Below are 21,724 nucleotides of genomic sequence, written 5' to 3'. Positions count from 1 at the left end.
TTCAAGACCTTTACAATAATGAAATCGTTGCTTGGAAACTCTCACATCGTAATGATTTACAACTTGTTCTAAAAACATTAGATTTAGCAACACAAAAAAGAGATGTGTATGGAACCATCATCCACTCAGATCAAGGATTCCAATATACATCTCCTGCTTATTATCGTATGCTTCAGCAGCTAGGCGCCATCGGCAGCCATTCTCGCAAAGGAAACTGCCATGATAATGCTTGCATTGAATCATTCTTCTCTCATTTTAAATCTGAAATGTTTTATCTTAACGACTATCAAACAAAAGGAGAACTAATTCAAGCAATTGAAACATACATCTATCATTATAACTACAAACGATTCCAAAAACGACTCAATCATCGAGCTCCGATCGAATATCGAATTTCGATGGCTGCATAGTCTTTTTTACAGTTGTCTACTTGACGGGGGGAAGACCACTCTTTTTCAGAAGTACTGTCCTTTTTAAATAATTTATTCCATAGTTTGGCGATACTCCATATAATGACGATTGCAATGGAGGCAATAACTGACCAAGCAATAGATGCAATTTCAAGTGCCATGCTAGGAAGGAAGGTAAGAATGGATACTATTTTATGAAACAACCATTCTATTATATGAAAACTGATTTGCAATAGAATGACACTCCCGAGTGTAATCCATGCTAACATTTGTTTTCCTTTTTCTTTCCACATGAAATTCACCTCACGTTAGCTTAATAGTTTTAAGCCAACAGCGCCGCATAGAATGCAACTTAAGAAGGCAAGACGACGCCAATCCGCTGATTCGCGGAAAATAAGAATACCTAGAAGTGCACTTCCCGCAGTTCCGATTCCAGTCCAAATCGCGTAAGCAGTTCCCATCGGTAACGTGTTCATCGCAAGGGATAAGAAGAAGAAACTTACGCCGAAGTTAGCGATTAAAATAACTTTTGGTGCCCAGCCTTTCTTTTCAGTGGCTACTTTCATAAAGAGTACACCAATAATTTCACAAATACCAGCTAGAATTAAAAATACCCAAGCCATTTTATGCGGCCTCCTTCGCTTCTTTTTCTTCTGTTACTCGTTTTAGCCCAATTACTCCGAAGAAGATTAAACCGATTAATAAAACTTTTACAATAGAGAAAGGTTCTCCGAAGACGAAAATCTCTGTAAGAACGATCCCACCAGCTCCAATTCCTGTAAAGACTGCGTATACAGTGCCGACAGGTAAATCTTTATAAGCTCTAAATAATAAGACGAAACTAATTGTAATTAATAACGCAACACCAGCCCATTCAAGTGGTGCCTCCGCTTTTTTAAGTCCAATAACCCAAAAGATTTCAATAATACCAGCTATGATTACATAAATCCATGCCATATGTCATTCCTCCTTCCTACCAGTCGTTAGGTAAAGGGCTTAAAAACGACGCATTGCAAAGGAGCAATCCGTCAGTTTGAAAGACCTCGCCAAAATACTTGCCAAGAGGCGTTTAAACGAGTCTCAAAGCGATTTAAACCTGCGAATAGTAGTTCCACCATAAGTCCGTCCAGTAAGCATAGAAAAGCTTCTAGAGCGTCTTTTACTTCAATGTTATGCAGTTCACTTTGCTCGTTTGCCTGTTTAAATATAGGGAATAAAAGTTTTCCGACGTTTTCAATGTGTGCATTCGCTTTTTCGATAATTTGTACGCGAAATGCATCAGGCGGAAAATAAGAAGTTCGTAACCAAAACATTGATTCTTCACTTTCACCAAATCGTTTTGCGTAGCCCTTTAGTAACTGTAAGAGCAATTCTTCAGTAGACGAATTTGAAAATTTTTCGATATCGTCTGTGAAGCTCTGTAAATCTTTTTGAAGAGCAGATTCTAAACATATAAAATATAGCTCTTCTTTTCCTTTAAAGTGTGCGTAAATCGATGGTTTTTTAATCCCAACTTCTTGAGCAATATTTGCCAATGAAGTTCCTTCATAGCCGTAGCGTGCGAAATGAGAAAGTGCTACAGCTTTAATGCGGTTTGCTGTCATTTTCATCCCCTACCTATCGTTCGTTAGGTTCATTATATGAGATGGAAAATATAAAGTCAATAGGTGAAGAGCTGAAAAAGAGCGCTACAGGTAACGCTCTTTTTTTAGACAGTATCTCGCTCAATTAAATGGAATGAAAGCTCTTCTGCCTTCCCGGCAATTTGCTCGCTTTGGATTTGTTTATGGAATAAAGAAAAAGCATGTGAGCCCATTGCGAGACCGGGGTGTTCAATTGTGGAAATTTCTAACGCCTTTGAAATTTCATGATTATCAAATCCAAGGATAGCAAGTTCTTCAGGGACTCGAATGCCATGTTTTCGCGCCTCTGTTAATAAACCAGCTGCAACTTGATCGTTCGCTGTAAAAATAGCGGTTGGGCGATTTTTCATGTTTAAAATGCGATGAAGTATTTTTGCACCATCCTGCATCGTATAGCATTGATGAAAAATCCAATCTGGATGTACCGTTTTACCTTCGTTATGCAGCGTATCAGCAAATGCTTTTTCGCGCTCTATAGAATTTGCACTCGTTTTTCTTGCTAAACAGATTCCGATTTTTTCATGGCCTTTACTGAGTAAATAGGCAGTGCCGAGACGGAAGCCTTCATAGTGATCTACGTAGACGGATGAAATGAGGGGATGCTTTATCTTTTCACATGAAATAATAGGGGCAAATTTTGCGAAAGGTTCAATTTGTTCCCAAGAACTCGTTCGAGAGCAAATAATCATTCCGTCGAATTGTTTCATTTTCATCATTTCAAGAACACGAATCTCTTCGAGGCTATCGTAATTTGTTTGACATAAATTAATGTGATATCCAGCTGTTAACGCTTCGTTTCCGATTCCTTCAATAATTGTACTGAAGTATGGAAGATTAATGAAAGGGAGCATAACCCCGATTGTATATGTTTTTCCCTTTATTAAATGAATAGCATTTATATTTTTTGCATAGTTCAATTCTTCAACAGCATCTAGAACACGCTTACGTTTTTCTTCTTTTACGTAAGGGTGATTATTAAGGACGCGGGAAACAGTTGATATGGATACACCAGCGGTTTTTGCAATTTGTTTTATATTGGCCATATGTATCACCTCTCTCCCTTATTATAAGGGAAAAATAATAAGAATGAAAAAATCTTGACCTGAAAAGCTTTTCACAATCTATGTTATAAACATGACTTCTGTTATTCGCGTAACCTTTTTAGTTGAGCGTGAGAATGATGGGGGTCTTTTTTGCGTCTATAAAAGAGTTTTTGTCAAAATGTGTGAGAATAACGTGGAAAGTTTTCAAAGGGGGAGTTTGTTAATGAAGCGAATATGAATAGCATACAAAGTGAAACTTTAATCAGTCGGGCATCTCCCGCGGATTATTAGCCCCACCAATCGGGCATTAACGCTTTATTCATAAAGAGAGCGGTATGAAGAAAGGGCGGAAACAAATTGAAAAAAAGAATCATTTGTTTCGTGTTTTCTAGTCTAGTGTTAAGTTCATGTTCGTTTCAGCAAACGGTGCAAGAAGAAAAAAACTTTGTGGGAACAACAGGGGGAGCGATGGATCGTGTTACGGATCCTATTCCGCTAAAGGAGCTTCCGAAATATTTTCCAGTGAAATTTAAAGTTCCGGAGTTTTTACCGTATGACATTACGAGTGATGTGAAGGGGGAAGTCAGAACGATTGGGAAAAAGAACACTGTTTTAATGATTAAATATAAACAGCGGGAGCCAGGTAGAAATGAGTATATTGAGTTAAATGTTGCGAACTTTCCTTATAGTTTTCCGGATCTCGTGGAAGAGAAACGATTTCAAGAACAAATGAAATTGAATAGTGGAGCATTCGCTTATTTTAAAAATAAAGATGACTCTGGGCGAGGAGATGAATTCGCTACGCTTATTTGGAAAGAGAAAGGACTTGAATATCAGCTGCTGTATCGTAATGCACAAGAGAATGATAAAGATGTGATTAAGCAAAATTTATTATACATTGCAAATAATATGGAATGAAAAAACTAGCTGAATGATTCAGCTAGTTTTTGTATGTTATTATTTCTTTTTAATTTTTCCAGTCCACGTTTTGAATCCACCTTGTAATTGGTAGAAATCTTTGTAGCCTTGTTTTTTTAAGTATTGAGCTGCACGACCAGTACGGAATCCGCTTTGGCAGTATAAGTAAACTGGTTGATCTTTGCGAAGTTCTTTATGACGAAGGCGAATTTGTGATAACGGAATGTTACGTGCGCCTAAAATATGTCCTGCAGTATATTCGTCTGCTTCGCGAATATCGATAAGCTGTGCTTTACGGTAGCCAGCGCGAAACTCTTCTTCTGAAAGTGTTTTAATTAATTTTCTCTGATAGAAATACATCCATACAGTGTAGCCGATGAACGCTACGATTACGGCTAATAAAATAATCCAAGTTGTTGACACGGTTCTATCGCTCCCTTTTTTCTTATCCTACTTTCAATATTATAATGCCCGTATGTATTTATGCAACAGATTCATTTGCATATAAGAAGAAATTTCGTATTCTTTCACAAATTTTGTTGAATTTGGTAGACTAGAGAATGTGAAAAATAATTGGTTATATGAGGTGCAGGATGGGAAAAGAAAAATGGTGTTATATTAACTCTGGTCAATGTTCACCAGCATTTAATATGGCGTTAGATGAATGTTTATTAAATTGGCAAAGTGAAAAGAAAATGCCACCAACCATTCGTTTTTATGAATGGGAAGTACCAACATTAACAGTTGGGTATTTCCAGCGTGTTGAAAAAGATATTAATATGGATGTAGTTAACGAAAAGAAATATGGATTCGTTCGTCGTCAAACAGGCGGCAGGGGTGTACTACATGATAAAGAATTAACGTACAGTGTTATTGTGTCTGAAGATCATCCAAATATGCCAAAAACAGTTACAGAAGCGTATCGTATTATTTCGCAAGGTTTATTAGACGGTTTTAAGGCATTAGGATTAGAAGCATATTATGCAGTTCCAAAAACAGAAGCAGACCGTGAAAATTTAAAAAATCCACGTTCAGGAGTATGCTTTGATGCACCATCTTGGTATGAAATTGTAGTAGAGGGAAGAAAAATCGCAGGTAGTGCTCAAACACGTCAAAAAGGTGTGATTTTACAGCACGGATCGATTCCGTTAGAAATAGATTTAGATGAATTATACGATCTATTTTTATTCCCGAATGAACGTGTAAAAGAGCGTATGAAGAGTATGTTCTCTTCTAAAGCGGTAGCAATTAATGAATTAACAGACCGTACGTTTACAATTGAACAGTTAATTAAAGCGTTTGAGGTTGGGTTTGAAAAAGGATTAGATGTAGAGCTTGTTCCGTATGAATTAACAGAAGAACAGTTACATGAAGTGCAAACATTAGCAAAAGAGAAGTATGAGAGTAAGGAATGGAATTATAAAAAATAAGAGGTGGCAATTGCCACCTCTTATTTTTTTATAGTAAATTAAGTACTTTTTTTACTTTGATTCCTTTATCTTGTAAAGAACGAAGGCGATTTACAACGTCCATAATTTCTTTGTCAAATGTAACGCTAATACCTTGGCTTTGTAGTTCTTTTTTTAAGCTTTCAATAGAATCATCTATGTCGATGCCAAGCTCGTAATCTTGACAAACTTCAATTGTCTTTTTCACAAGTTTCACATAATTTTCTTGTAGTTTTGTATTTGTTTCAGTCAAAGCAGGTTGCTTCGGTTTTGCAGGAGCGACCGGTGCTGTCTCTTGCTTTGTAACTGGAGTTGGTGCTGCTTTTTTCACAGGTGCTGGAGTAGATAATTCCACAGCTGCTTCTACACTTACTGGCTTCGATGTCGGTACCGGAGTAGGTTTAGATGCTGCAGGTGTTTCTACTCGCGTAACAGGTTTTGGAGCAGGTGTAACTGCTTTTGGAGCTTCTACAACTACTTCTTTTTTCGGAGTAGCTTCTACAACAGTTTCTTCTTGCTCAGCAGCTTCTTTATTTTCTTTGCTCCACATAACGCGTTCAACTTCTAGAGAAACATTATTTTTGTTCATCGCTGTTAATGTAACTTTACCAACTTCAGCGTTCCCAGTGAAATCAACAATTTTATAAATAACACTCTTGTTCCAATCCACGTTTCCGCTCAAAAATAATTCTTCGTTACATTTCGGCGTTAAGCCCTCGATTTTAATTTCTGCGTTTACACCGTTTTCACTATATACCATAATTAGCGAAGCATTTACATCTTCGTCTGCTAACATTAGTTCACGTACCATTTTGCCGGTGCGTACTTGCGTTTTCTTCTTAACTGACATTTAATTTCTCCTCTCAAAAATTCAGTAATAATAAAAAAATCGTATAACGAAAAATAATTGCTCACGAAGATTTATGATACCGATAATAAAAGCATCACGTCAACAATTAACTTTAATTATTTTGCATTTTTCTTATTTTCTTTATGAAATTTTTCAATTTGTAAAATTAGACAGAAGAAAAACAGCCTTTTGAAAGGCTGTTAAAATTTAGATGTTTTATATAAAAATTTGTACAAAATATAAAAAGAAAGTGTAACAAGAGCACCTTGCCAAATAGATAAATTATAAAATAAATACGGTTTCGTTTTAAAAAATACGTTTAAAAAAACTGATAAGATAAAGGGTACGAATACTGATAATAAGAGAATTGCTTTTTGTTTCCAGGAAACCAGTATTGTAAAAGAAAAACGTCTAAATAAAGAAAAAGTTATGAAAGCACCAATTGCTAAAACGATAGCAGATAATATTGTTCCAGGAATACTAAATGGAATTCCCGAAGCGTTTGTATCTGAAAATAGTTTTTGCATAAGAGTAGCGAATGTATCATATCCAATTTGAATAGCTAATAATAAACTAACTGCAAATCCAATAACGGCAGTTTGTTGCAAAGTATTCTGATGTTCTGAAGAGCTAATCAATTCATCGCAGTAAGTTTTTAAATCTTTTCCGAAAATATCATGTGCATTTTTACCGTCTTCTTGTGCTTCTAAAAGATGATCCAATATTTCTAAAAGTAATTCCTCCATTTGCTTTTGTGGAACGTTAGTAAAGCGTAAATAAATAAGCATATCACCGTAAGCAGCTTCGTTTTCAGCTGTTAATAACTTTCTTTTTTCATTGTTTAACTTAACCATTTCTTTTTCGGTCATCGTATCGTTACTCCTTTTTAAAGTCAAAATATTCTTTTTTGAAGAAGATTTTGTATAGTGCATAGCAAGAGATAGCCAGTAAAGCACCAATCCAAGGTGAGGTTTGTAATGTAGTATAGGGCTGTTTAATAAATAAAAAGGAAATCCCGATTAATAGTATCCATAGGCTATGGCGTATTAAAAAGATCCCTACATGTCTCCAAATAGTTGTTTTGTTTTTAAATAAATCAATGTTAATAAAGTCGAAGATAAAACGTATGATGAGATGTATGGACAGTATAAATGCAAGCAGATAAATGAAATCAATGTGTACAAATTTAAAACGTGTTTCATTTGAAAATAAGGGTAATACCAATGCAATTACGGAAGAAACAGCAAAATATATTGCTAATAGATAACTAGTTATAAATAAAGGAATCGATAATTGTTCCCATAAACTTGGCTTCGGCAGGGCGGCAATTAGTTCGTCACAGTATGTTTGTAAGTCTTTTCCAAAAATATCATAAGCATTTTTTTCTTCTTGTTGTGCTTCAATAAGGTGATCTAGAATTTCAATTAGCAGTTCTTCCGTTTGGTATTCGGGTACTTTAGCTAAGCGGATGTATATTAACATGTCACTATAGGCGGTTTCATTTTCTATAGTTAATAATTTACGCTTTTCGTTATTTAGTTCGATTAAATCTTTCGCCTTCATCCCTATCACTCTCCCTGTAATAAATTGTTCACCGTTGTTGAAACCATTCCCCAGCTTTGTTTAAATTCTTCAAGCTGTTCTAATCCTTTATCGGTTACGTGATAATATTTACGTTTTGGACCGAGTGAGGAGGCTTTTAATGTTCCTTCAATCAATTTTTCTTTTTGCATACGTAACAATAACGGATATATGCTTCCTTCGCTTACGAATGTAAATCCGTGTTTATTTAATTTTGTACTCAGTTCATATCCGTACACTTCTTCTTGTGAAATGATGTATAGGATGCAACCTTCGAGCACACCTTTTAACATTTGGCTGTGCATGATTTCACCACCTTTTACTCAGGTAACTTGCGTTGCAAGGTAGCTGTTATCCAAATTATAACATTCAGTAACTTGCAACGCAAGTTACTGAAGTGGAAAACTTTAATGAGTGTTAATTTTTCATCGTTTCCCATACTAACGAGAGGAGGGAAGTATATGAAACCATTTATGCCAAAACTCGTTTACTTTGAACCGAAGGCACTCGAATATCCGCTTGGAAAAGAGCTGTATGAGAAGTTTACGAAGATGGGATTAGAAATTCGTGAAACGACATCCCATAATCAAATTAGAAATTTGCCAGGTGAAAATGACTTGCAAAAGTATCGTAATGCAAAGGCAACACTTGTCGTTGGGGTGAGGAAAACATTAAAGTTTGATACGTCAAAACCGTCAGCTGAATATGCAATCCCGCTCGCAACGGGGTGTATGGGACATTGTCATTATTGCTATTTGCAAACAACACTTGGGAGTAAGCCTTACGTTCGCGTGTATGTCAATCTTGATGAAATATTTGAGAAGGCAAAGCAGTATATGGATGAAAGAGCACCAGAAATAACAAGGTTTGAAGCGGCTTGTACATCAGATATTGTTGGAATTGATCATTTAACACATGCATTAAAGCGGGCGATTGAATTCATTGGAGAAAGTGAGCATGGGCGTTTACGTTTCGTTACGAAATATTCGCACGTTGATCATTTATTAGATGCAAAACATAACGGGAAAACTCGTTTTCGATTTAGTATTAATTCACGGTATGTAATCAAAAATTTTGAGCCGGGGACATCACCTTTTGAAGAACGAATTGAAGCAGCTCGTAAAGTAGCGGGCGCGGGTTATCCACTTGGGTTTATAGTTGCGCCACTTTATATGCATGAAGGATGGGAAGAAGGATACCGTGAACTATTTGAGCGACTGTACAATGCGCTAAAAGATTTGTCGATACCGAATTTAACATTTGAATTAATTCAACATCGCTTTACAAAACCAGCAAAAAAGGTCATTCAAGAGCGTTATCCGAATACGAAGCTTGAAATGGATGAAGAGAAGCGCAAATATAAATGGGGACGATATGGCATCGGGAAATACGTATATAAAAAAGATGATGCAGAAGTATTAGAAGAAACGATTAGAGGATATATTCATCACTTTTTTCCTAACGCAGAAATTCAATATTTTACATGAAAAGAACTTGTATTGGAATGCAAGTTCTTTTTTCTTTTAAATATTTAGGCTTGTTTTCAACTTGTCACGTTATTCTTTCTGGTGTATCATTTTATTGATTGCTTCGTACGGAATGAGCAAAATGAAATTGGATGGAGGAAACCGATGCCTACCCCTAGTATGGAAGATTATATTGAACAAATTTATTTGTTGATTGATGAAAAGGGTTATGCCCGCGTATCTGATATTGCTGAAGCGCTGAGTGTACATCCATCCTCTGTAACAAAAATGGTGCAAAAATTAGACAAAGATGAATATCTAATTTATGAAAAATATAGAGGGCTTGTATTAACATCAAAAGGTAAAAAAATCGGAGAGCGTCTCGTATACCGTCATGACTTGCTAGAGCAATTTATGCGTATTATCGGTTTGGATGAAAGTAAAATTTACAATGATGTAGAAGGAATTGAACATCATTTAAGTTGGGAAGCAATTGACCGCATTGGTGATCTAGTGCAATATTTTGAACAAGATGAGATTCGAGTGGAAACACTTCGTGGCGTTCAAAAAGCAAATGAAGAGAAAAGTAATTAAGGGGGAACGTATGTCGTTTCCTTTTTTATTTCAACCGAAAAGGATGGGGAAATTATGAAAGCAATTATTTTTGATTTTGATGGATTAATTGTGGACACAGAAACAATATGGTTTCACTCTTTCAGAGACGCCGTTCGTGAGTACGGTGGGGAGTTACCTTTAGAGGAATTTGCAAAATGTATTGGAACGACAGATGATGTACTATATGCATATTTAAATGAGCAATTAAAAGAGAAGTTTAACAAGGATGCATTAAAAGAAAAAGTGAAAACTTTACATAAAGAGAAAATGAAAATACCAGAAGCTCGTGACGGGGTAAAAGAATATTTAGAGGAAGCGAAAGAAATGGGATTGAAAATCGCATTAGCTTCCAGTTCATCTAGAGAATGGGTTACTTCTTTTTTGGAAGAGCTACAAATTCGAGATTATTTTGAAGTCATTAAAACAAGGGAAGATGTTGAGAAGGTAAAACCGGATCCAGCACTTTATCGAATTGCGATAGAAGATTTAGGGATTGATCCGTCTGAAGCTGTTGTATTTGAAGACTCGTTAAACGGATTAAAAGCAGCGATTGCAGCAGGATTAAAGTGCGTTGTTGTACCTAATGATGTGACACGGAATTTACCATTTGAAAATCATCATCTTCGAATTGAAAGTATGAAAGATAAAAGTTTGAAAGAAGTACTACAAAATATAAAAAAAGACCGTATTTCCTAAAAGGAAGCACGGTCTTTCTTTTTGTTTTTTTTACCTTCAATGACAGTTAAATGAGATTGTTTTCTTTTTCGCTTCAAAGTGGAAGGAGCGCCTTTCTTACCTTTGTCATTAGAAGCGTTTGATTTCAAGAAAGAATTGCTTAGGGGTGCTACATTTTGTTTCCCATGTTTGCGGTTCGATTGTTTCGCTGCACGCTTATAAGAGCTTTGCGAATTTGCAGAACCACTAGAATTTGTAAACATCTTGTATAGCAAATAAAAGATACCGACAACAAGTAACATGTACCCAATATTTCTTAATACACCCATTGGATTTGTAATGACAGATGAGACAAGGCCGAATATTGCTAATCCGATAATAAGCATAACTATAGCGAATGTAAACGAACGACCGTTCATAAGGGACACCTCCTAAAAACATATATTAAAATTAGTATATTAACGATGAGGAAAGGAGTTGAACACCAATTTTAAATAATTATTGTTTGTTTTCTAAACGTAATAATTCTTCAAACGATGCAATGGCTACTTCCACTTGATCATCTGTTGGTTCTTTCGTTGTTAATAGTTGCAGCCATAATCCGGGATATCCAAGTATGCGTAATACTGGAATATCGCGTAATCGATTTGTAAATTGTAACACTTCAAAAGAAATGCCGAGAACGACTGGAATTAATAAAATTCGGTTTACGACTCTGGCCCAAAGTGGATCTGTAGGGACAAGGAAATAAACAAACATTCCAATAATGACTGTAAATATAATAAAGCTACTGCCACAGCGATAATGAAGGCGAGTTTGTTTTTGAACATTTTCTACAGTCATTGGAAGATTATTCTCATAGGCATTAATTACTTTATGCTCCGCACCATGGTACTGAAATACCCGCTTAATAAGTGGGGTTAAAGAAATAAAGTATATATAGCTCAATAATAGCATGAGCTTAATGACACTTTCGACAATGATTTGCCCTGTATGAGAAGGGAAAATCGGTCTCGTTAATTCAGCTAGTAGTGCAGGAACTGCTGTGAAAATGACTTTACCGAATATGAAAGATAAAACGCCAACTGCTGCAACTCCTAATACCATCGTTAATTTCGATTGTTCTTCTTTGTTATTTGCAATTTGTTCGTCTTCTTCTGGGTGGACATCAAATCGTTCTGAAGCAAAGTTTAAATGTTTTGCTCCATTCGCACTTGCATCCACAATAGCGGCAATCCCTCGTAAAAATGGAATTTTTTTCAGGATAGATAATGCTTTATTACGAACGCGTGGTAATCGATAAAATTCAATCGATTTGTCTTTACGACGAACCGCTGTAACAGTATATTCTCTACCGCCAAACATAACTCCTTCTATGACTGCTTGCCCGCCATATATTTGTTTTGACTCTTCTGCCATGTTAACACCAACCTGTATTTGTTTCTCTCTTATGTAGAAAAAGAGGCAATTGTCATACTGGGTTCTGTCATTTTGAAATAAGACAATCACCGAGTTTCCTTTATTTTATCGACAAATACAAGTATATGACAAGGAAAAATGTTACGAGAGTCGGACATTTCTTATTCTTTTTATAGACAAATTTCGCAGTATTTAAACATGGTTCAAAATAGTTTCGGGCATACTATTGAGCGGAGGTGTCGATGTGAGTCAAGAACAATTAGGAACAAGGAATTTTGTACAAATTGGTTTATTTGGTGGAATCTTTTGGGGGGGGATATGGTATTTCCTTCATATATTTTCATTTACGGAAGCAGGACCGAACTATTTACTTTTACCATTTGCCTTTGGAAGCTGGAAAGAAGGGGTATGGGGCAATGTGTCAGGAATTGTTTGTATGGGACTACTTTCGATTTTAATTGCCTTTTTGTATAAAGCGTTTTTGGCAAAGTTTGAAGGAATTATTCCAGGGATGATTTATGGGCTATTTTGGTGGGCGTTACTATTTTTCGGAATGGGATTAATAGCGCCTGCCATTAAAAGTGCACTCCATTTACCGAAAGAAACAATTGTGACGACGATATGTATTTTTATATTGTATGGTGTGTTTATAGCATACTCTGTTTCCTACGCAGTAAATACCAATAAAGCTGAGCGAGAAGGGGAAGAGAAGACAAACTATTCAAATAAGTGACTCCTATGTTAAAATGTTGTATAGATATTTAATATTAAGGAGTTTTAAACATATGAAAAAGGTACTCCTCGTAAACGGTCCTAACCTAAATCGCCTCGGTGTCAGGGAGGTAAATGTATATGGAAAGGGCACGCTAGCGACACTTGAAGCAGATATGAAGCAAGAAGCAGAAACAATGGGAGTGGAGTTAGAATGTTTCCAATCGAATCATGAAGGTGCGATTATCGATCGTATTCATGAGGCGGAAGATATATATGAAGGGATCATTTTAAATCCTGGAGCATTTACGCATTATAGCTATGCGATTCGAGATGCAATTGCGAGCATTTCGATTCCTGTTATTGAAGTACATATTTCTAACATTCACCAGCGTGAGTCGTTCCGTCACGAATCTGTGACGGCAGCTGTTTGTGCGGGACAAATTGTTGGATTTGGTTTTTATGGCTATAAGTTAGCGTTATTTGCATTAATGGAGAAATTGAGGGAGGCATAAAGTAATGGAGAAAATCGAAAGAGTAAGAAGTGCATTTGATGAGGCTGGTATTGACGGTATTTTGTTAACAAATGAACATAGTCGTAGATATATGGCTAACTTCACAGGAACAGCTGGTGTTGTACTGATTTCGAAAAATCGTGCTCAATTTATTACAGATTTCCGTTATGTAGAGCAGGCTAGTAAACAAGCGGTTGGATATGAGATTGTACAGCATGCAGGATTAATCATTGATGAAGTTGCAAAGCAAGTGAAGGAACTGGGAATTCAAAAGCTTGGCTTTGAGCAAGATACTCTTACATATAGTTCTTATTCAGCGCATAAAGAAGTAATCGATGCTGAATTTATCCCAACTTCTGGGCTTGTAGAAAAGTTACGCTTGATAAAGACTGATTCAGAGATTAAGATATTAAAGGAAGCTGCACAGATTGCAGATGCTGCCTTTGAACATATTCTATCATTCATTCGCCCGGGAGTATCTGAAATTGAAGTGTCAAATGAACTTGAATTTTTCATGAGAAAACAAGGAGCAACATCTTCTTCGTTTGATATTATCGTTGCTTCAGGTCTTCGTTCGGCATTACCGCACGGCGTGGCATCTGAAAAAGTGATAGAAACAGGAGATTTCGTTACATTAGACTTCGGCGCTTATTACAAAGGATATTGTTCTGATATTACTCGTACTATTGCAGTTGGTGAACCATCTGATAAATTGAAAGAAATTTATAATATCGTTTTAGAAGCACAATTACGTGGTGTGAACGGTATTAAAGCTGGTTTAACAGGCCGTGAAGCGGATGCGTTAACGCGCGATTACATAACGGAAAAAGGATATGGTGAATACTTTGGACACTCTACTGGTCATGGAATTGGTCTTGAAATCCATGAAGCACCAGGTTTAGCGTTCCGTTCTGATACAGTACTTGAACCAGGAATGGCTGTAACAGTAGAACCAGGTATTTATATTCCAGGTATTGGCGGCGTACGTATTGAAGATGATATCATTGTAACAAGTGAAGGTAATGAAGTAATTACGAAATCACCAAAAGAACTTATTATTTTGTAATATACAGGAGGATTTTTTTACATGATTTCAGTAAACGATTTTCGTACAGGTTTAACAATTTCAGTGGACAATGCCCTTTGGCAAGTAATGGATTTCCAACACGTAAAGCCAGGTAAAGGTGCTGCATTCGTTCGCTCTAAACTACGTAACCTTCGCACAGGATCTGTTCAAGAGAAAACATTCCGTGCAGGTGAAAAAGTAGAAAAAGCACACATCGAAAACCGTCGTATGCAATACTTATACGCGAGCGGTGAGTCTCACGTATTTATGGATAACGGAACTTACGAGCAAATCGAACTTGGTGAAAACCAAATCGAGCGCGAACTTAAATTCCTAAAAGAAAACATGGAAGTATCTATTATGACATACCAAGATGAAGTACTTGGTGTTGAACTTCCGAACACAGTTGAATTAAAAGTGTCAGAAACAGAGCCTGGTATTAAAGGCGATACAGCTTCTAACGTAACAAAACCAGCTACATTAGAAACTGGTCTTGTTGTACAAGTACCAATCTTCATTAACGAAGGCGAAATGCTTATCATCAACACTGGTGAAGGTAAATACGTTTCTCGTGCATAGTAGAAAAGCACTCGTGATCATCACGAGTGCTTTTTTTTATAGGAAATAGGGTAGATAGTAAATAGCAGTGATAATAAAACTAACTAAAATAAGTGAAAGAGTACCCGCCATATATGGAGTGAAAACAATTTGAAATGGTTTTATTTCGCCAGTCTCAACGCCAGTCAGTGTTTTACTTATTGCGTGATCCGTAATGTTGTTTCTATGAGTATTCATAATAATTAACCACATAATTGCAAATATCGCTAAACTACCAAGGAAAAAGGTCTCCATAAATGACCAACCGACCAATTTTGAAAAAAGATAAATAAGAGCTAATTCTACTACGACTGTTAAACTAATTTTTACTACCTTCATATTTTTCCTTCTCCTTTTGTAGGTCTAGCCAATTTAGAAATTTTTCACGTGACACGACATGTAGTACACAAGAAGATTTTACTTCATTCTCTAAGGCAGAATGTTCACCAGGGAATCTATCTTCCACATGCAATGAAATATAAGGCAGTTTTTCTTGTGCTTTTAACGAGCGGACATTATTCGTTTTAGCTCCAGCAAATACGTAGGAAAGTTGTAAGTCCAAAAAAGCAATTTTAAAGATTTCTTTTTTAGCAGCCTCATTATATCCTTTTCCCCAGTATGGATAGCCGAGCCAACTACCAATGTGAGATTGTTTCTTCTCATAATTAATATGTTTAAGTGTGGTGAGACCAATTATTTCGTTTTCTTCATTTACAATCATTCTCGATAAAGACCTCTTTTGGCGCTCTTCTTCTATTGCGAAAAGAAGAAATGCTTTCGTGTCTTCGATCTTTTCTACTTTTATTCCTAATGCATTTTTTATGTGTGGATCACTTGATAGCTTGAAAATCACATTTGCATAGCGTAAATCGAGTGGTACTAAAGTAACGTGTTGCATCGTCTATACCCCTTTTAAATTAAATATACCATAAAATAATAGGAATATTCAGATTTAATAAAAGTGTTAGAGAAAAGTTATGTTTTTAATTCTGAAATAGACAACCCCTGCATATGGTTGTACAAATATATTCTTTTTTGGAATGTAGCAATAGTAACCGTTATGGGAGAAGGTGGGAGAATGAAACAGTGGCTAGCGGCAATGGAAACATCCGTGCTTGTAATGGGGTTACTTCGGTTGTTTTCAGGTAGCGCGGAAATATTCGCCGCTTTGCTTATGCTTTATGTGAATGATGCGAAGAAAGCATTGTTTATAAATGGTATGTTGGCGTTTGTTGGACCGACCGTATTAATTTTAACAATGACAATAGGCATAGCGAGTGTGGCAAGTGAGATTTCTTTCTTGAAACTCTTTTTTCTAGCGCTTGGAATTGGCTGCATTTTTATCGCGTTGTTGAAATAGTAAGTCGAGTATAGTGGGGAGAAGCTGATGAAAGAAGTATTAGAAGTTTTACCGAAAACGATGAAGCAGCTAGTGGAAAGTTGTAAGCAATACGATGCTCTAGAGGAAATTCGTGTTCGAATTGGAAGACCGCTAGAGTGTATTGCTCATGGCGAAGTGTTTTTTTATGACTATATCGTTACAGCAGAGGATGCCATTTACTTATTGAATAAGTTAAGTCAATTCTCAATTTATACGATGGAAGAGGAATTAAAACGTGGGTATGTGACACTTCGAGGAGGACATAGAATCGGCTTAGCTGGAAAAGTCATTACAGAAAAAAGCGCAGTGAAAATGATTCGAGATGTCTCTTCCTTTAATATTCGTATCGCTCGTCAAAAAATAGGAATTGCTGAACCACTTTTGCCGTATTTGTATGAATCACGATGGTTAAACACGATGGTAATTGGCCCACCGCAAACGGGGAAAACAACACTTTTAAGAGATGTAGCACGTTGCATGAGTCAAGGTGTAAGTGCTTCGAAAATTCCTTCTTGTAAAGTGGGGATTGTTGATGAGCGGTCAGAAATTGCAGGCTGCGTGAAAGGTATTCCGCAATATGACTTCGGCACACGAGTAGATGTGTTAGACGCATGTCCAAAAGCTGAAGGAATGATGATGATGATTCGTTCTATGAGTCCAGATGTTTTGATTGTAGATGAAATTGGACGTAAAGAAGATAGTGAAGCAATTATGGAGGCGGTGCATGCTGGGGTTCAGCTTTTTATAAGCGCACATGGATTTTCTTATGATGATGTTGTGAAACGTCCATCACTAAAAGCGGTGCTGGAGCTCGGTATATTTGATAGGTTTGTGGAGCTATCAAAAGCAAGAGGGCCAGGAACAGTTATGCAAGTAAAAGATAAATATGGAAAATCGGTATTACCTCATAGAAAGGCTGAGGGCGTATGGTGAAAATATTTGGTGCAGTGTTAATCGTTGCGGTCAGCACCTTTTTCGGATTTTCATACGCTAAAAGATACAGTGAGAGACCAAGGCAACTTAGATTATTAAAAGCGGCACTTCAATCATTAGAGGCAGAAATTATGTATGGGCACACACCTTTGTCTGAAGCTGCCGAGCGATTAGTGAAACAAATGCCTAAGCCGTTAAATTGGATATTTCAAAGTTTTGCTAGAAGGCTAGAAGGCGGAGAACAAACAGTAAGAGAAGCTTGGATAGATAGTTTGAAAGAAAATTGGAAGCTAACAGCATTTCAACAAACTGAGTACGAAATTTTGCAGCAATTTGGCGAAACGCTCGGACAACATGATCGAGAATCACAACAAAAACATATTCGCTTATGTATTACACATTTAGAGAGAGAAGAAGAGGAAGCGAAAGCATTACAACTGCAATACGAAAAAATGATCAAGAGCTTAGGGGTACTAGCGGGTCTACTTATCGTAATTTTACTGCTATAGGAGGGAGAAAGGCGATGTCCATTGATGTTGGATTAATATTTCAAATCGCCGGAATCGGCATTGTTTTAGCTTTTATTCATACCGTACTAAAAGAATTAAAGCGAGAGGATATTGCAAATTGGGTTATCCTTGTCGGTTTTGTCGTTATTTTATTTCATGTGGCATTTTTAATTAATACGCTATTCGACAAGATTAAGAGTGTCTTTCTCTTCCAGTAAAGGAGGCGGTTCGAATCGAAATTATACAAATTGTCGGATTAGGCCTCGTTGCTACGTTTTTAGCAGCTGTATTGAATCAGCATAAATCTAGCATTACGTCGTTATTTATTGTGTTCGTAGGTAGCGTGATGTTTCTTCTTTTAATTGATCAAATTCACTCTATTTTACAAATGATTGAGAGAGTAGCGAGTGAAGCAAAAGTTAGCAACGTATATGTAGAAACGTTGCTAAAAATTATTGGAATTGCTTATATTGCTGAGTTTGGAGCACAAATTACAAAAGATGCAGGGCAGGGGGCAATCGCTTCGAAAATTGAATTAGCTGGAAAAATCTTAATTTTAGTAATGGCGATTCCTATTTTGACGGTTGTCATTGAAACTATTCTCGGATTTTTACCGACGGGATAAGGGGGAGTGAATGTTGAGGGGGTTTGGAGCTAAGCTGCTATTTGCTTGCTTCCTTTTCTTTTCTTTACCGGTTGTTGTACAAGCTTCTCCTGTAGAAACAAACGTCGTTGATCAACAATTGGATAAGCTCGGAATTGAAGATGTGAAGCAATTTTGGGACGGGCTTGTTACAAAATATGGAGGTTATTTACCAGAGAGTCAAAAAGGTAGTTTTATGGAGTTTGTAAAGGGAGAAAAAGAAATTTCTATAAAAGAGTGGATGCTAGGTTTATTAAAGTATTTATTTCACGAGCTTGTTGCAAATGGGAAGCTGCTGGGAACGCTCATTATGCTTACAATTTTTAGTGCATTGTTGCAATCACTGCAATCTGCATTTTCAAAGAGTAGTGTAAGTAAAATTGCGGATGCAGTTGTATATATGGTACTTATTATTTTCGCTTTAAATAGTTTTTATGTCGTCATGACATATGCAAGAGAAACGATACAAACAATGGTAGATTTCATATTAGCGCTATTGCCAATCTTGCTTGCACTCATAGCAACTGGAGGTGGTGTTGTATCTGTATCGTTTTTTCATCCGATTATCATCTTTTTAATGAACACGAGCGGGCTTTTGATGAATTATATCGTTCTACCACTTTTATTACTTGCAACGATATTAAGTATTGTAAGTACGATGAGTGATCAATATAAAGTTACGAAATTGTCCAAGCTTCTGCAAAACGTTAGCGTTGGGATTATCGGTATTTTTTTAACGATTTTTTTAGGGGTATTATCTGTACAAGGAACAGCGACAGCTGTTGCTGATGGAATAGCTGTGAAAACTGCTAAATTTGTAACAGGGAACTTTATTCCCGTAGTAGGAAGAATGTTTACAGAGGCGGCGGATACTGTTATTAGTGCATCGGGATTATTAAAAAACACAGTCGGAATTATCGGGCTCGTCATTCTATGCTTAATTGTTGCTTTTCCAGCGATTCAAATTTTTTGTATCGCGTTTATTTATAAATTCGCAGCAGCAGTATTACAGCCAGTTGGCAGCGGAGCAATTATTCAATGTTTAGATATTATCGGGCGAAGCATCATTTATGTATTTGCTTGCTTAGCTATCGTATCATTTATGTTCTTTTTAAGTATCACAATTATTATTGCTGCGGGGAACATTACACTTATGATGCGGTAGGAGGTGAAGGGTATGCAATTTGTTACAGAGTGGATTAGAAATATTATCGTTTTTTTACTCTTAGCGACAATGCTTCATCTTATTCTTCCAAATTCAAATTTGCAAAAGTACGTTAAATTCGTTGTAAGTCTATTATTAGTTGTTTTAATCTTAACGCCCCTTTTTAAACTACTGCAAACAGATGTGAATGAAGTAATCGCAAATTTTAATGAAGAGAAGTACGTAGCAGAAGGATCTGTAAAAAATTCAATAGATTCGAAGAAAAAAGAAATACAAGCTCTAACACGTGCATATAGTTTAGAAGAGATGGCTACCAAAATGAAAAAAGAAGTAGGAAAAGAATTCGAGAAAAAGTATGGTATGACAGTCTCTGAAATACAAATAGTTGCAGCGGAAAGTACAGCGGAAGTAAAGTCAGCAAAAGATATTCAAACTGTTGTTGTGACGTTGAAAGAAAAAGAACGTAGTAAAAATGATGCAATCGAAACAGTAAAACCAGTTGAAATTAACACGAAGGAACCTCCGAAAAAAGTAGAAGAAACGAATGTGGAAATGAAAGATTTCTTTTCAAGCAGATGGCAACTAGAGAATAAACAAATCCAAGTTCAAATGGAAGGGAGGACAGGTAGAGTAAATGGACAATAAAGATAAAAATTCGAAGTTCTCATTTTTTCGAAACTTATTGAATGGGGATGAAAAAGAAAGCAATGAGAAGGGAAAAAAGATAACACCTAAGTTTTTACTTGTCCTACTCATACTTGGGATTTTGCTTATGTTTTCTAGTAGTCTTTTTTCAAGTAAAAAAGAAGAAGTACCTGTATTTGAAGAACAAAAAACGCAAAACCAAGAAAAAGACGTACCAACTTTTGGACAAAAAAATAATGATAGTATGTCAAATGTAGAAAAGTATGAAAAAGCGTATGAACAAGAATTAAAAGCAGCTTTAGAAGAAATAGCGGGAGTAAAAAATGTAACGATTAAAGTAAATTTAGATTCATCTGAAGAAAAAATATTAGAAAAAAATACAGTGAAACGTTCACAAACAACAGGTGAAACAGATAAAACAGGCGGTCAGAGGAAAGTAGAAGATGAGTCCCTTGATGAAAAGACCGTCATTATACGTGAAGGGGATAAAGAAACTCCCGTTGTTTTACGAACAGAGAAACCGAAAGTGCGAGGTGTTCTTGTCGTAGCAAAGGGAGTGGATAATATACAAGTTAAAGCGATGGTAAAAGAAGCTGTCATACGGCTGCTAGATGTACCAGCCCATCGCGTTTCAGTTTCACCGAAAAATTGATAGGGAGGAAATAAAGTGTTAAAAAAACAAACGGTTTGGCTATTAACGATGTTAAGTTTAGTTGTTGTACTATCTGTTTATTACGTAACAACTCCTGACAAAATGAATACAGCATCGCCGGCAACAGGTGAAAAGATTGGACAAGAAAAACAAGGTACTGACAAAGCAGTAACAAATGAAGCACCTAAAGAAACGCCAAAAAAAGAAAATACAAGCAAGGAAACATCAAATAAAGAAACAAATAAAGAAACAGACAAAAAAGAGAGTGCTAACAAAGAAACAAGTAAAAAAGATGCTAACGTAACAGTTCAATCAAGTGATGAAAATTTCACAGCGTTACGTATGCAAATGGAAGATCAGCTAAGTGAACAAAAATCAAGATTACAAGAAGTCATGAATTCAGCAAAATCTTCAGCAACAGAAAAGAGTAAAGCGAAAGATAATTTTGATGCAATTACTACAATGGAAACGAAGCAAGAATTACTTGAGACAGTGATTAAGTCTCAAGGAGGATATAAAGATGCCCTTGTAAGAGCTGATGGAACTGACATTAAAGTAACTGTGAAAGCAGCAAAGCATTCACAAAAAGAAGCGAATAAAATTATACAGCTTGTAAGAAGTGAAGGCGGATCAAAAGATGTAGGTGTGAAATTTGATCCACCAACAAAATAAAAACTAATAATCCGCGGGGGAATCCCTCGCGGATTATTAGTTTTTACGAATCGGATTGTTTGAAAATAGTTATAGAAAAAAAGCTATCATTTTGAAGTGACCCCTAAAAGTTAGACACGGTTATTTCATTAGGCAGCTTGATAAAAGTGAGTCCGGTATTGCACCGG

32 protein-coding genes and 1 pseudogene are annotated in these 21,724 nt (G+C 36.3%); 19 read left to right on the top strand and 14 right to left on the bottom strand.

What is annotated here, in order from left to right:
• Nucleotides 1-410: DDE-type integrase/transposase/recombinase (locus tag JDS99_RS27380; RefSeq protein WP_199696094.1), on the top strand; the 410-nt coding region annotated here is incomplete at its 5' end.
• A 38-nt stretch (nt 411-448) separates the two neighbouring features.
• Here the strand turns inward: JDS99_RS27380 and JDS99_RS27375 are convergent.
• The 5 genes and pseudogenes from JDS99_RS27375 to JDS99_RS27355 all read right to left on the bottom strand — a co-directional run.
• Nucleotides 449-703 (bottom strand): annotated as a pseudogene (locus tag JDS99_RS27375) (DUF3975 family protein); the annotation flags it as partial.
• Nucleotides 704-718: 15 nt separating this feature from the next.
• On the bottom strand, nt 719-1,033 hold the full coding sequence (locus JDS99_RS27370) for a DMT family transporter (protein ID WP_000312623.1): 315 nt from the start codon (nt 1,031-1,033) through the stop codon (nt 719-721).
• Nucleotide 1,034: 1 nt separating this feature from the next.
• On the bottom strand, nt 1,035-1,367 hold the full coding sequence (locus JDS99_RS27365; protein ID WP_000312344.1) for a DMT family transporter: 333 nt from the start codon (nt 1,365-1,367) through the stop codon (nt 1,035-1,037).
• A gap of 71 nt (nt 1,368-1,438) precedes the next feature.
• The gene (locus JDS99_RS27360) at nt 1,439-2,020 is read right to left on the bottom strand and encodes a TetR/AcrR family transcriptional regulator (protein WP_002107720.1); all 582 of its coding nucleotides are present in this window, start codon (nt 2,018-2,020) and stop codon (nt 1,439-1,441) included.
• Between the two features lie 98 nt (nt 2,021-2,118).
• Entirely contained in the window at nt 2,119-3,096 is a 978-nt protein-coding gene (locus JDS99_RS27355; protein ID WP_199696093.1) for a LacI family DNA-binding transcriptional regulator, read from the bottom strand.
• Between the two features lie 381 nt (nt 3,097-3,477).
• Between JDS99_RS27355 and JDS99_RS27350 the strand changes: the two genes are divergently transcribed.
• Nucleotides 3,478-4,014 (top strand): DNA polymerase III subunit delta, encoded by a 537-nt coding sequence (locus tag JDS99_RS27350; RefSeq protein WP_199696095.1) that lies wholly within the window; start codon nt 3,478-3,480, stop codon nt 4,012-4,014.
• A gap of 39 nt (nt 4,015-4,053) precedes the next feature.
• Here JDS99_RS27350 and JDS99_RS27345 read toward each other — a convergent pair whose 3' ends face one another.
• On the bottom strand, nt 4,054-4,437 hold the full coding sequence (locus JDS99_RS27345) for a rhodanese-like domain-containing protein (protein ID WP_000108656.1): 384 nt from the start codon (nt 4,435-4,437) through the stop codon (nt 4,054-4,056).
• 170 nt (nt 4,438-4,607) lie between these two features.
• Here JDS99_RS27345 and JDS99_RS27340 point away from each other — a divergent pair, with 170 nt between their 5' ends.
• Nucleotides 4,608-5,444, top strand: a complete 837-nt coding sequence (locus JDS99_RS27340; RefSeq protein WP_000514071.1) for a lipoate--protein ligase family protein — start codon at nt 4,608-4,610, stop codon at nt 5,442-5,444.
• Between the two features lie 28 nt (nt 5,445-5,472).
• Here JDS99_RS27340 and JDS99_RS27335 read toward each other — a convergent pair whose 3' ends face one another.
• The 4 genes from JDS99_RS27335 to JDS99_RS27320 form a co-directional block, all read right to left on the bottom strand.
• Nucleotides 5,473-6,312, bottom strand: coding sequence for a hypothetical protein (locus JDS99_RS27335; RefSeq protein ID WP_199696092.1), 840 nt, complete (start codon nt 6,310-6,312; stop codon nt 5,473-5,475).
• A gap of 200 nt (nt 6,313-6,512) precedes the next feature.
• On the bottom strand, nt 6,513-7,181 hold the full coding sequence (locus JDS99_RS27330; protein WP_088123385.1) for a DUF1048 domain-containing protein: 669 nt from the start codon (nt 7,179-7,181) through the stop codon (nt 6,513-6,515).
• Between the two features lie 7 nt (nt 7,182-7,188).
• Nucleotides 7,189-7,875, bottom strand: coding sequence for a DUF1129 domain-containing protein (locus tag JDS99_RS27325; RefSeq protein WP_199696091.1), 687 nt, complete (start codon nt 7,873-7,875; stop codon nt 7,189-7,191).
• 5 nt (nt 7,876-7,880) lie between these two features.
• The gene (locus JDS99_RS27320) at nt 7,881-8,198 is read right to left on the bottom strand and encodes a PadR family transcriptional regulator (RefSeq protein WP_000556083.1); all 318 of its coding nucleotides are present in this window, start codon (nt 8,196-8,198) and stop codon (nt 7,881-7,883) included.
• Between the two features lie 156 nt (nt 8,199-8,354).
• Here JDS99_RS27320 and splB point away from each other — a divergent pair, with 156 nt between their 5' ends.
• The 3 genes from splB to JDS99_RS27305 all read left to right on the top strand — a co-directional run bounded on the left by splB (nt 8,355) and on the right by JDS99_RS27305 (nt 10,670).
• Complete coding sequence (gene splB / locus JDS99_RS27315) at nt 8,355-9,380, top strand: spore photoproduct lyase (protein WP_000802100.1); 1,026 nt, start codon at nt 8,355-8,357, stop codon at nt 9,378-9,380.
• A 144-nt stretch (nt 9,381-9,524) separates the two neighbouring features.
• Nucleotides 9,525-9,953, top strand: a complete 429-nt coding sequence (mntR, locus tag JDS99_RS27310) for a transcriptional regulator MntR (protein WP_001143070.1) — start codon at nt 9,525-9,527, stop codon at nt 9,951-9,953.
• 54 nt (nt 9,954-10,007) lie between these two features.
• Complete coding sequence (locus tag JDS99_RS27305; RefSeq protein ID WP_048546402.1) at nt 10,008-10,670, top strand: HAD family hydrolase; 663 nt, start codon at nt 10,008-10,010, stop codon at nt 10,668-10,670.
• Here JDS99_RS27305 and JDS99_RS27300 read toward each other — a convergent pair.
• Together JDS99_RS27300 and JDS99_RS27295 are read right to left on the bottom strand one after the other, a co-directional pair.
• Nucleotides 10,667-11,068, bottom strand: coding sequence for an SA1362 family protein (locus tag JDS99_RS27300; RefSeq protein ID WP_001014467.1), 402 nt, complete (start codon nt 11,066-11,068; stop codon nt 10,667-10,669). The two genes, JDS99_RS27305 and JDS99_RS27300, sit on opposite strands and share 4 nt — an antisense overlap.
• A gap of 79 nt (nt 11,069-11,147) precedes the next feature.
• Nucleotides 11,148-12,068 (bottom strand): DUF1385 domain-containing protein, encoded by a 921-nt coding sequence (locus JDS99_RS27295; protein ID WP_000807116.1) that lies wholly within the window; start codon nt 12,066-12,068, stop codon nt 11,148-11,150.
• Nucleotides 12,069-12,312: 244 nt separating this feature from the next.
• Here JDS99_RS27295 and JDS99_RS27290 point away from each other — a divergent pair, with 244 nt between their 5' ends.
• The 4 genes from JDS99_RS27290 to efp are packed head-to-tail and all read left to right on the top strand — an operon-like array spanning nt 12,313 to nt 14,939.
• A complete protein-coding gene (locus tag JDS99_RS27290) occupies nt 12,313-12,801 on the top strand; it encodes a YqhR family membrane protein (protein ID WP_000076890.1) in 489 nt (162 codons plus the stop codon).
• Nucleotides 12,802-12,853: 52 nt separating this feature from the next.
• Nucleotides 12,854-13,294 (top strand): type II 3-dehydroquinate dehydratase, encoded by a 441-nt coding sequence (aroQ, locus tag JDS99_RS27285; protein ID WP_000757087.1) that lies wholly within the window; start codon nt 12,854-12,856, stop codon nt 13,292-13,294.
• Between the two features lie 4 nt (nt 13,295-13,298).
• Complete coding sequence (gene pepQ, locus JDS99_RS27280; RefSeq protein ID WP_048562330.1) at nt 13,299-14,360, top strand: Xaa-Pro dipeptidase; 1,062 nt, start codon at nt 13,299-13,301, stop codon at nt 14,358-14,360.
• 21 nt (nt 14,361-14,381) lie between these two features.
• Nucleotides 14,382-14,939: an elongation factor P gene (efp, locus tag JDS99_RS27275; protein ID WP_000626521.1), complete on the top strand. Its 558-nt coding sequence runs from the start codon at nt 14,382-14,384 to the stop codon at nt 14,937-14,939.
• A gap of 36 nt (nt 14,940-14,975) precedes the next feature.
• On the opposite strand, the gene JDS99_RS27270 is transcribed toward efp, so the two are convergent.
• Nucleotides 14,976-15,296: a hypothetical protein gene (locus tag JDS99_RS27270; protein ID WP_097889622.1), complete on the bottom strand. Its 321-nt coding sequence runs from the start codon at nt 15,294-15,296 to the stop codon at nt 14,976-14,978.
• Entirely contained in the window at nt 15,277-15,855 is a 579-nt protein-coding gene (locus JDS99_RS27265) for a GNAT family N-acetyltransferase (protein ID WP_097889623.1), read from the bottom strand. The genes JDS99_RS27270 and JDS99_RS27265 overlap by 20 nt, the downstream gene beginning before the upstream one ends.
• A gap of 180 nt (nt 15,856-16,035) precedes the next feature.
• Here JDS99_RS27265 and JDS99_RS27260 point away from each other — a divergent pair, with 180 nt between their 5' ends.
• From JDS99_RS27260 to JDS99_RS27220, 9 genes are read left to right on the top strand one after another with little or no spacing between them, the layout of a single operon-like run.
• Complete coding sequence (locus JDS99_RS27260; RefSeq protein ID WP_000816054.1) at nt 16,036-16,317, top strand: YqhV family protein; 282 nt, start codon at nt 16,036-16,038, stop codon at nt 16,315-16,317.
• Nucleotides 16,318-16,344: 27 nt separating this feature from the next.
• The gene (gene spoIIIAA, locus JDS99_RS27255) at nt 16,345-17,271 is read left to right on the top strand and encodes a stage III sporulation protein AA (protein WP_088064391.1); all 927 of its coding nucleotides are present in this window, start codon (nt 16,345-16,347) and stop codon (nt 17,269-17,271) included.
• The gene (gene spoIIIAB, locus JDS99_RS27250; RefSeq protein ID WP_000238693.1) at nt 17,265-17,780 is read left to right on the top strand and encodes a stage III sporulation protein SpoIIIAB; all 516 of its coding nucleotides are present in this window, start codon (nt 17,265-17,267) and stop codon (nt 17,778-17,780) included. The genes spoIIIAA and spoIIIAB overlap by 7 nt, the downstream gene beginning before the upstream one ends.
• A gap of 14 nt (nt 17,781-17,794) precedes the next feature.
• Nucleotides 17,795-17,998, top strand: a complete 204-nt coding sequence (gene spoIIIAC, locus JDS99_RS27245) for a stage III sporulation protein AC (protein WP_000020914.1) — start codon at nt 17,795-17,797, stop codon at nt 17,996-17,998.
• A 23-nt stretch (nt 17,999-18,021) separates the two neighbouring features.
• Nucleotides 18,022-18,405 carry a stage III sporulation protein AD gene (gene spoIIIAD, locus JDS99_RS27240; protein ID WP_079998460.1) on the top strand — a complete coding sequence of 128 codons (384 nt, stop codon included), beginning with the start codon at nt 18,022-18,024 and terminating at the stop codon, nt 18,403-18,405.
• A gap of 10 nt (nt 18,406-18,415) precedes the next feature.
• Complete coding sequence (gene spoIIIAE, locus JDS99_RS27235) at nt 18,416-19,588, top strand: stage III sporulation protein AE (protein ID WP_000943696.1); 1,173 nt, start codon at nt 18,416-18,418, stop codon at nt 19,586-19,588.
• A 12-nt stretch (nt 19,589-19,600) separates the two neighbouring features.
• Nucleotides 19,601-20,233 (top strand): stage III sporulation protein AF, encoded by a 633-nt coding sequence (spoIIIAF, locus tag JDS99_RS27230; RefSeq protein ID WP_001161039.1) that lies wholly within the window; start codon nt 19,601-19,603, stop codon nt 20,231-20,233.
• Nucleotides 20,223-20,885 (top strand): stage III sporulation protein AG, encoded by a 663-nt coding sequence (gene spoIIIAG / locus JDS99_RS27225; protein ID WP_199696090.1) that lies wholly within the window; start codon nt 20,223-20,225, stop codon nt 20,883-20,885. Before spoIIIAF ends, spoIIIAG begins: the two co-directional genes overlap by 11 nt.
• A gap of 15 nt (nt 20,886-20,900) precedes the next feature.
• On the top strand, nt 20,901-21,557 hold the full coding sequence (locus JDS99_RS27220; RefSeq protein WP_087985166.1) for a SpoIIIAH-like family protein: 657 nt from the start codon (nt 20,901-20,903) through the stop codon (nt 21,555-21,557).
• Nucleotides 21,558-21,724: the final 167 nt, after the last annotated feature.

The sequence above is a fragment of the Bacillus cereus group sp. N6 genome, from assembly GCF_016483705.1.
Lineage (GTDB): Bacteria > Bacillota > Bacilli > Bacillales > Bacillaceae_G > Bacillus_A > Bacillus_A wiedmannii.
This window is presented reverse-complemented; position numbering and strand designations above follow the sequence as displayed.

Excerpts from the sequence above, each read along its gene's own strand:
- JDS99_RS27370 (WP_000312623.1), bottom strand. The coding sequence starts at position 1,033 with ATGGCTTGGGTATTTTTAATTCTAGCTGGTATTTGTGAAATTATTGGT.
- JDS99_RS27365 (WP_000312344.1), bottom strand. The coding sequence starts at position 1,367 with ATGGCATGGATTTATGTAATCATAGCTGGTATTATTGAAATCTTTTGG.
- JDS99_RS27360 (WP_002107720.1), bottom strand. The coding sequence starts at position 2,020 with ATGAAAATGACAGCAAACCGCATTAAAGCTGTAGCACTTTCTCATTTC.
- JDS99_RS27355 (WP_199696093.1), bottom strand. The coding sequence starts at position 3,096 with ATGGCCAATATAAAACAAATTGCAAAAACCGCTGGTGTATCCATATCA.
- JDS99_RS27340 (WP_000514071.1), top strand. The coding sequence starts at position 4,608 with ATGGGAAAAGAAAAATGGTGTTATATTAACTCTGGTCAATGTTCACCA.
- JDS99_RS27335 (WP_199696092.1), bottom strand. The coding sequence starts at position 6,312 with ATGTCAGTTAAGAAGAAAACGCAAGTACGCACCGGCAAAATGGTACGT.
- JDS99_RS27330 (WP_088123385.1), bottom strand. The coding sequence starts at position 7,181 with ATGACCGAAAAAGAAATGGTTAAGTTAAACAATGAAAAAAGAAAGTTA.
- JDS99_RS27325 (WP_199696091.1), bottom strand. The coding sequence starts at position 7,875 with ATGAAGGCGAAAGATTTAATCGAACTAAATAACGAAAAGCGTAAATTA.
- JDS99_RS27320 (WP_000556083.1), bottom strand. The coding sequence starts at position 8,198 with ATGCACAGCCAAATGTTAAAAGGTGTGCTCGAAGGTTGCATCCTATAC.
- splB (WP_000802100.1), top strand. The coding sequence starts at position 8,355 with ATGAAACCATTTATGCCAAAACTCGTTTACTTTGAACCGAAGGCACTC.
- mntR (WP_001143070.1), top strand. The coding sequence starts at position 9,525 with ATGCCTACCCCTAGTATGGAAGATTATATTGAACAAATTTATTTGTTG.
- JDS99_RS27305 (WP_048546402.1), top strand. The coding sequence starts at position 10,008 with ATGAAAGCAATTATTTTTGATTTTGATGGATTAATTGTGGACACAGAA.
- JDS99_RS27300 (WP_001014467.1), bottom strand. The coding sequence starts at position 11,068 with ATGAACGGTCGTTCGTTTACATTCGCTATAGTTATGCTTATTATCGGA.
- JDS99_RS27295 (WP_000807116.1), bottom strand. The coding sequence starts at position 12,068 with ATGGCAGAAGAGTCAAAACAAATATATGGCGGGCAAGCAGTCATAGAA.
- aroQ (WP_000757087.1), top strand. The coding sequence starts at position 12,854 with ATGAAAAAGGTACTCCTCGTAAACGGTCCTAACCTAAATCGCCTCGGT.
- pepQ (WP_048562330.1), top strand. The coding sequence starts at position 13,299 with ATGGAGAAAATCGAAAGAGTAAGAAGTGCATTTGATGAGGCTGGTATT.
- efp (WP_000626521.1), top strand. The coding sequence starts at position 14,382 with ATGATTTCAGTAAACGATTTTCGTACAGGTTTAACAATTTCAGTGGAC.
- JDS99_RS27270 (WP_097889622.1), bottom strand. The coding sequence starts at position 15,296 with ATGAAGGTAGTAAAAATTAGTTTAACAGTCGTAGTAGAATTAGCTCTT.
- JDS99_RS27265 (WP_097889623.1), bottom strand. The coding sequence starts at position 15,855 with ATGCAACACGTTACTTTAGTACCACTCGATTTACGCTATGCAAATGTG.
- JDS99_RS27260 (WP_000816054.1), top strand. The coding sequence starts at position 16,036 with ATGAAACAGTGGCTAGCGGCAATGGAAACATCCGTGCTTGTAATGGGG.
- spoIIIAA (WP_088064391.1), top strand. The coding sequence starts at position 16,345 with ATGAAAGAAGTATTAGAAGTTTTACCGAAAACGATGAAGCAGCTAGTG.
- spoIIIAB (WP_000238693.1), top strand. The coding sequence starts at position 17,265 with ATGGTGAAAATATTTGGTGCAGTGTTAATCGTTGCGGTCAGCACCTTT.
- spoIIIAC (WP_000020914.1), top strand. The coding sequence starts at position 17,795 with ATGTCCATTGATGTTGGATTAATATTTCAAATCGCCGGAATCGGCATT.
- spoIIIAE (WP_000943696.1), top strand. The coding sequence starts at position 18,416 with ATGTTGAGGGGGTTTGGAGCTAAGCTGCTATTTGCTTGCTTCCTTTTC.
- spoIIIAF (WP_001161039.1), top strand. The coding sequence starts at position 19,601 with ATGCAATTTGTTACAGAGTGGATTAGAAATATTATCGTTTTTTTACTC.
- spoIIIAG (WP_199696090.1), top strand. The coding sequence starts at position 20,223 with ATGGACAATAAAGATAAAAATTCGAAGTTCTCATTTTTTCGAAACTTA.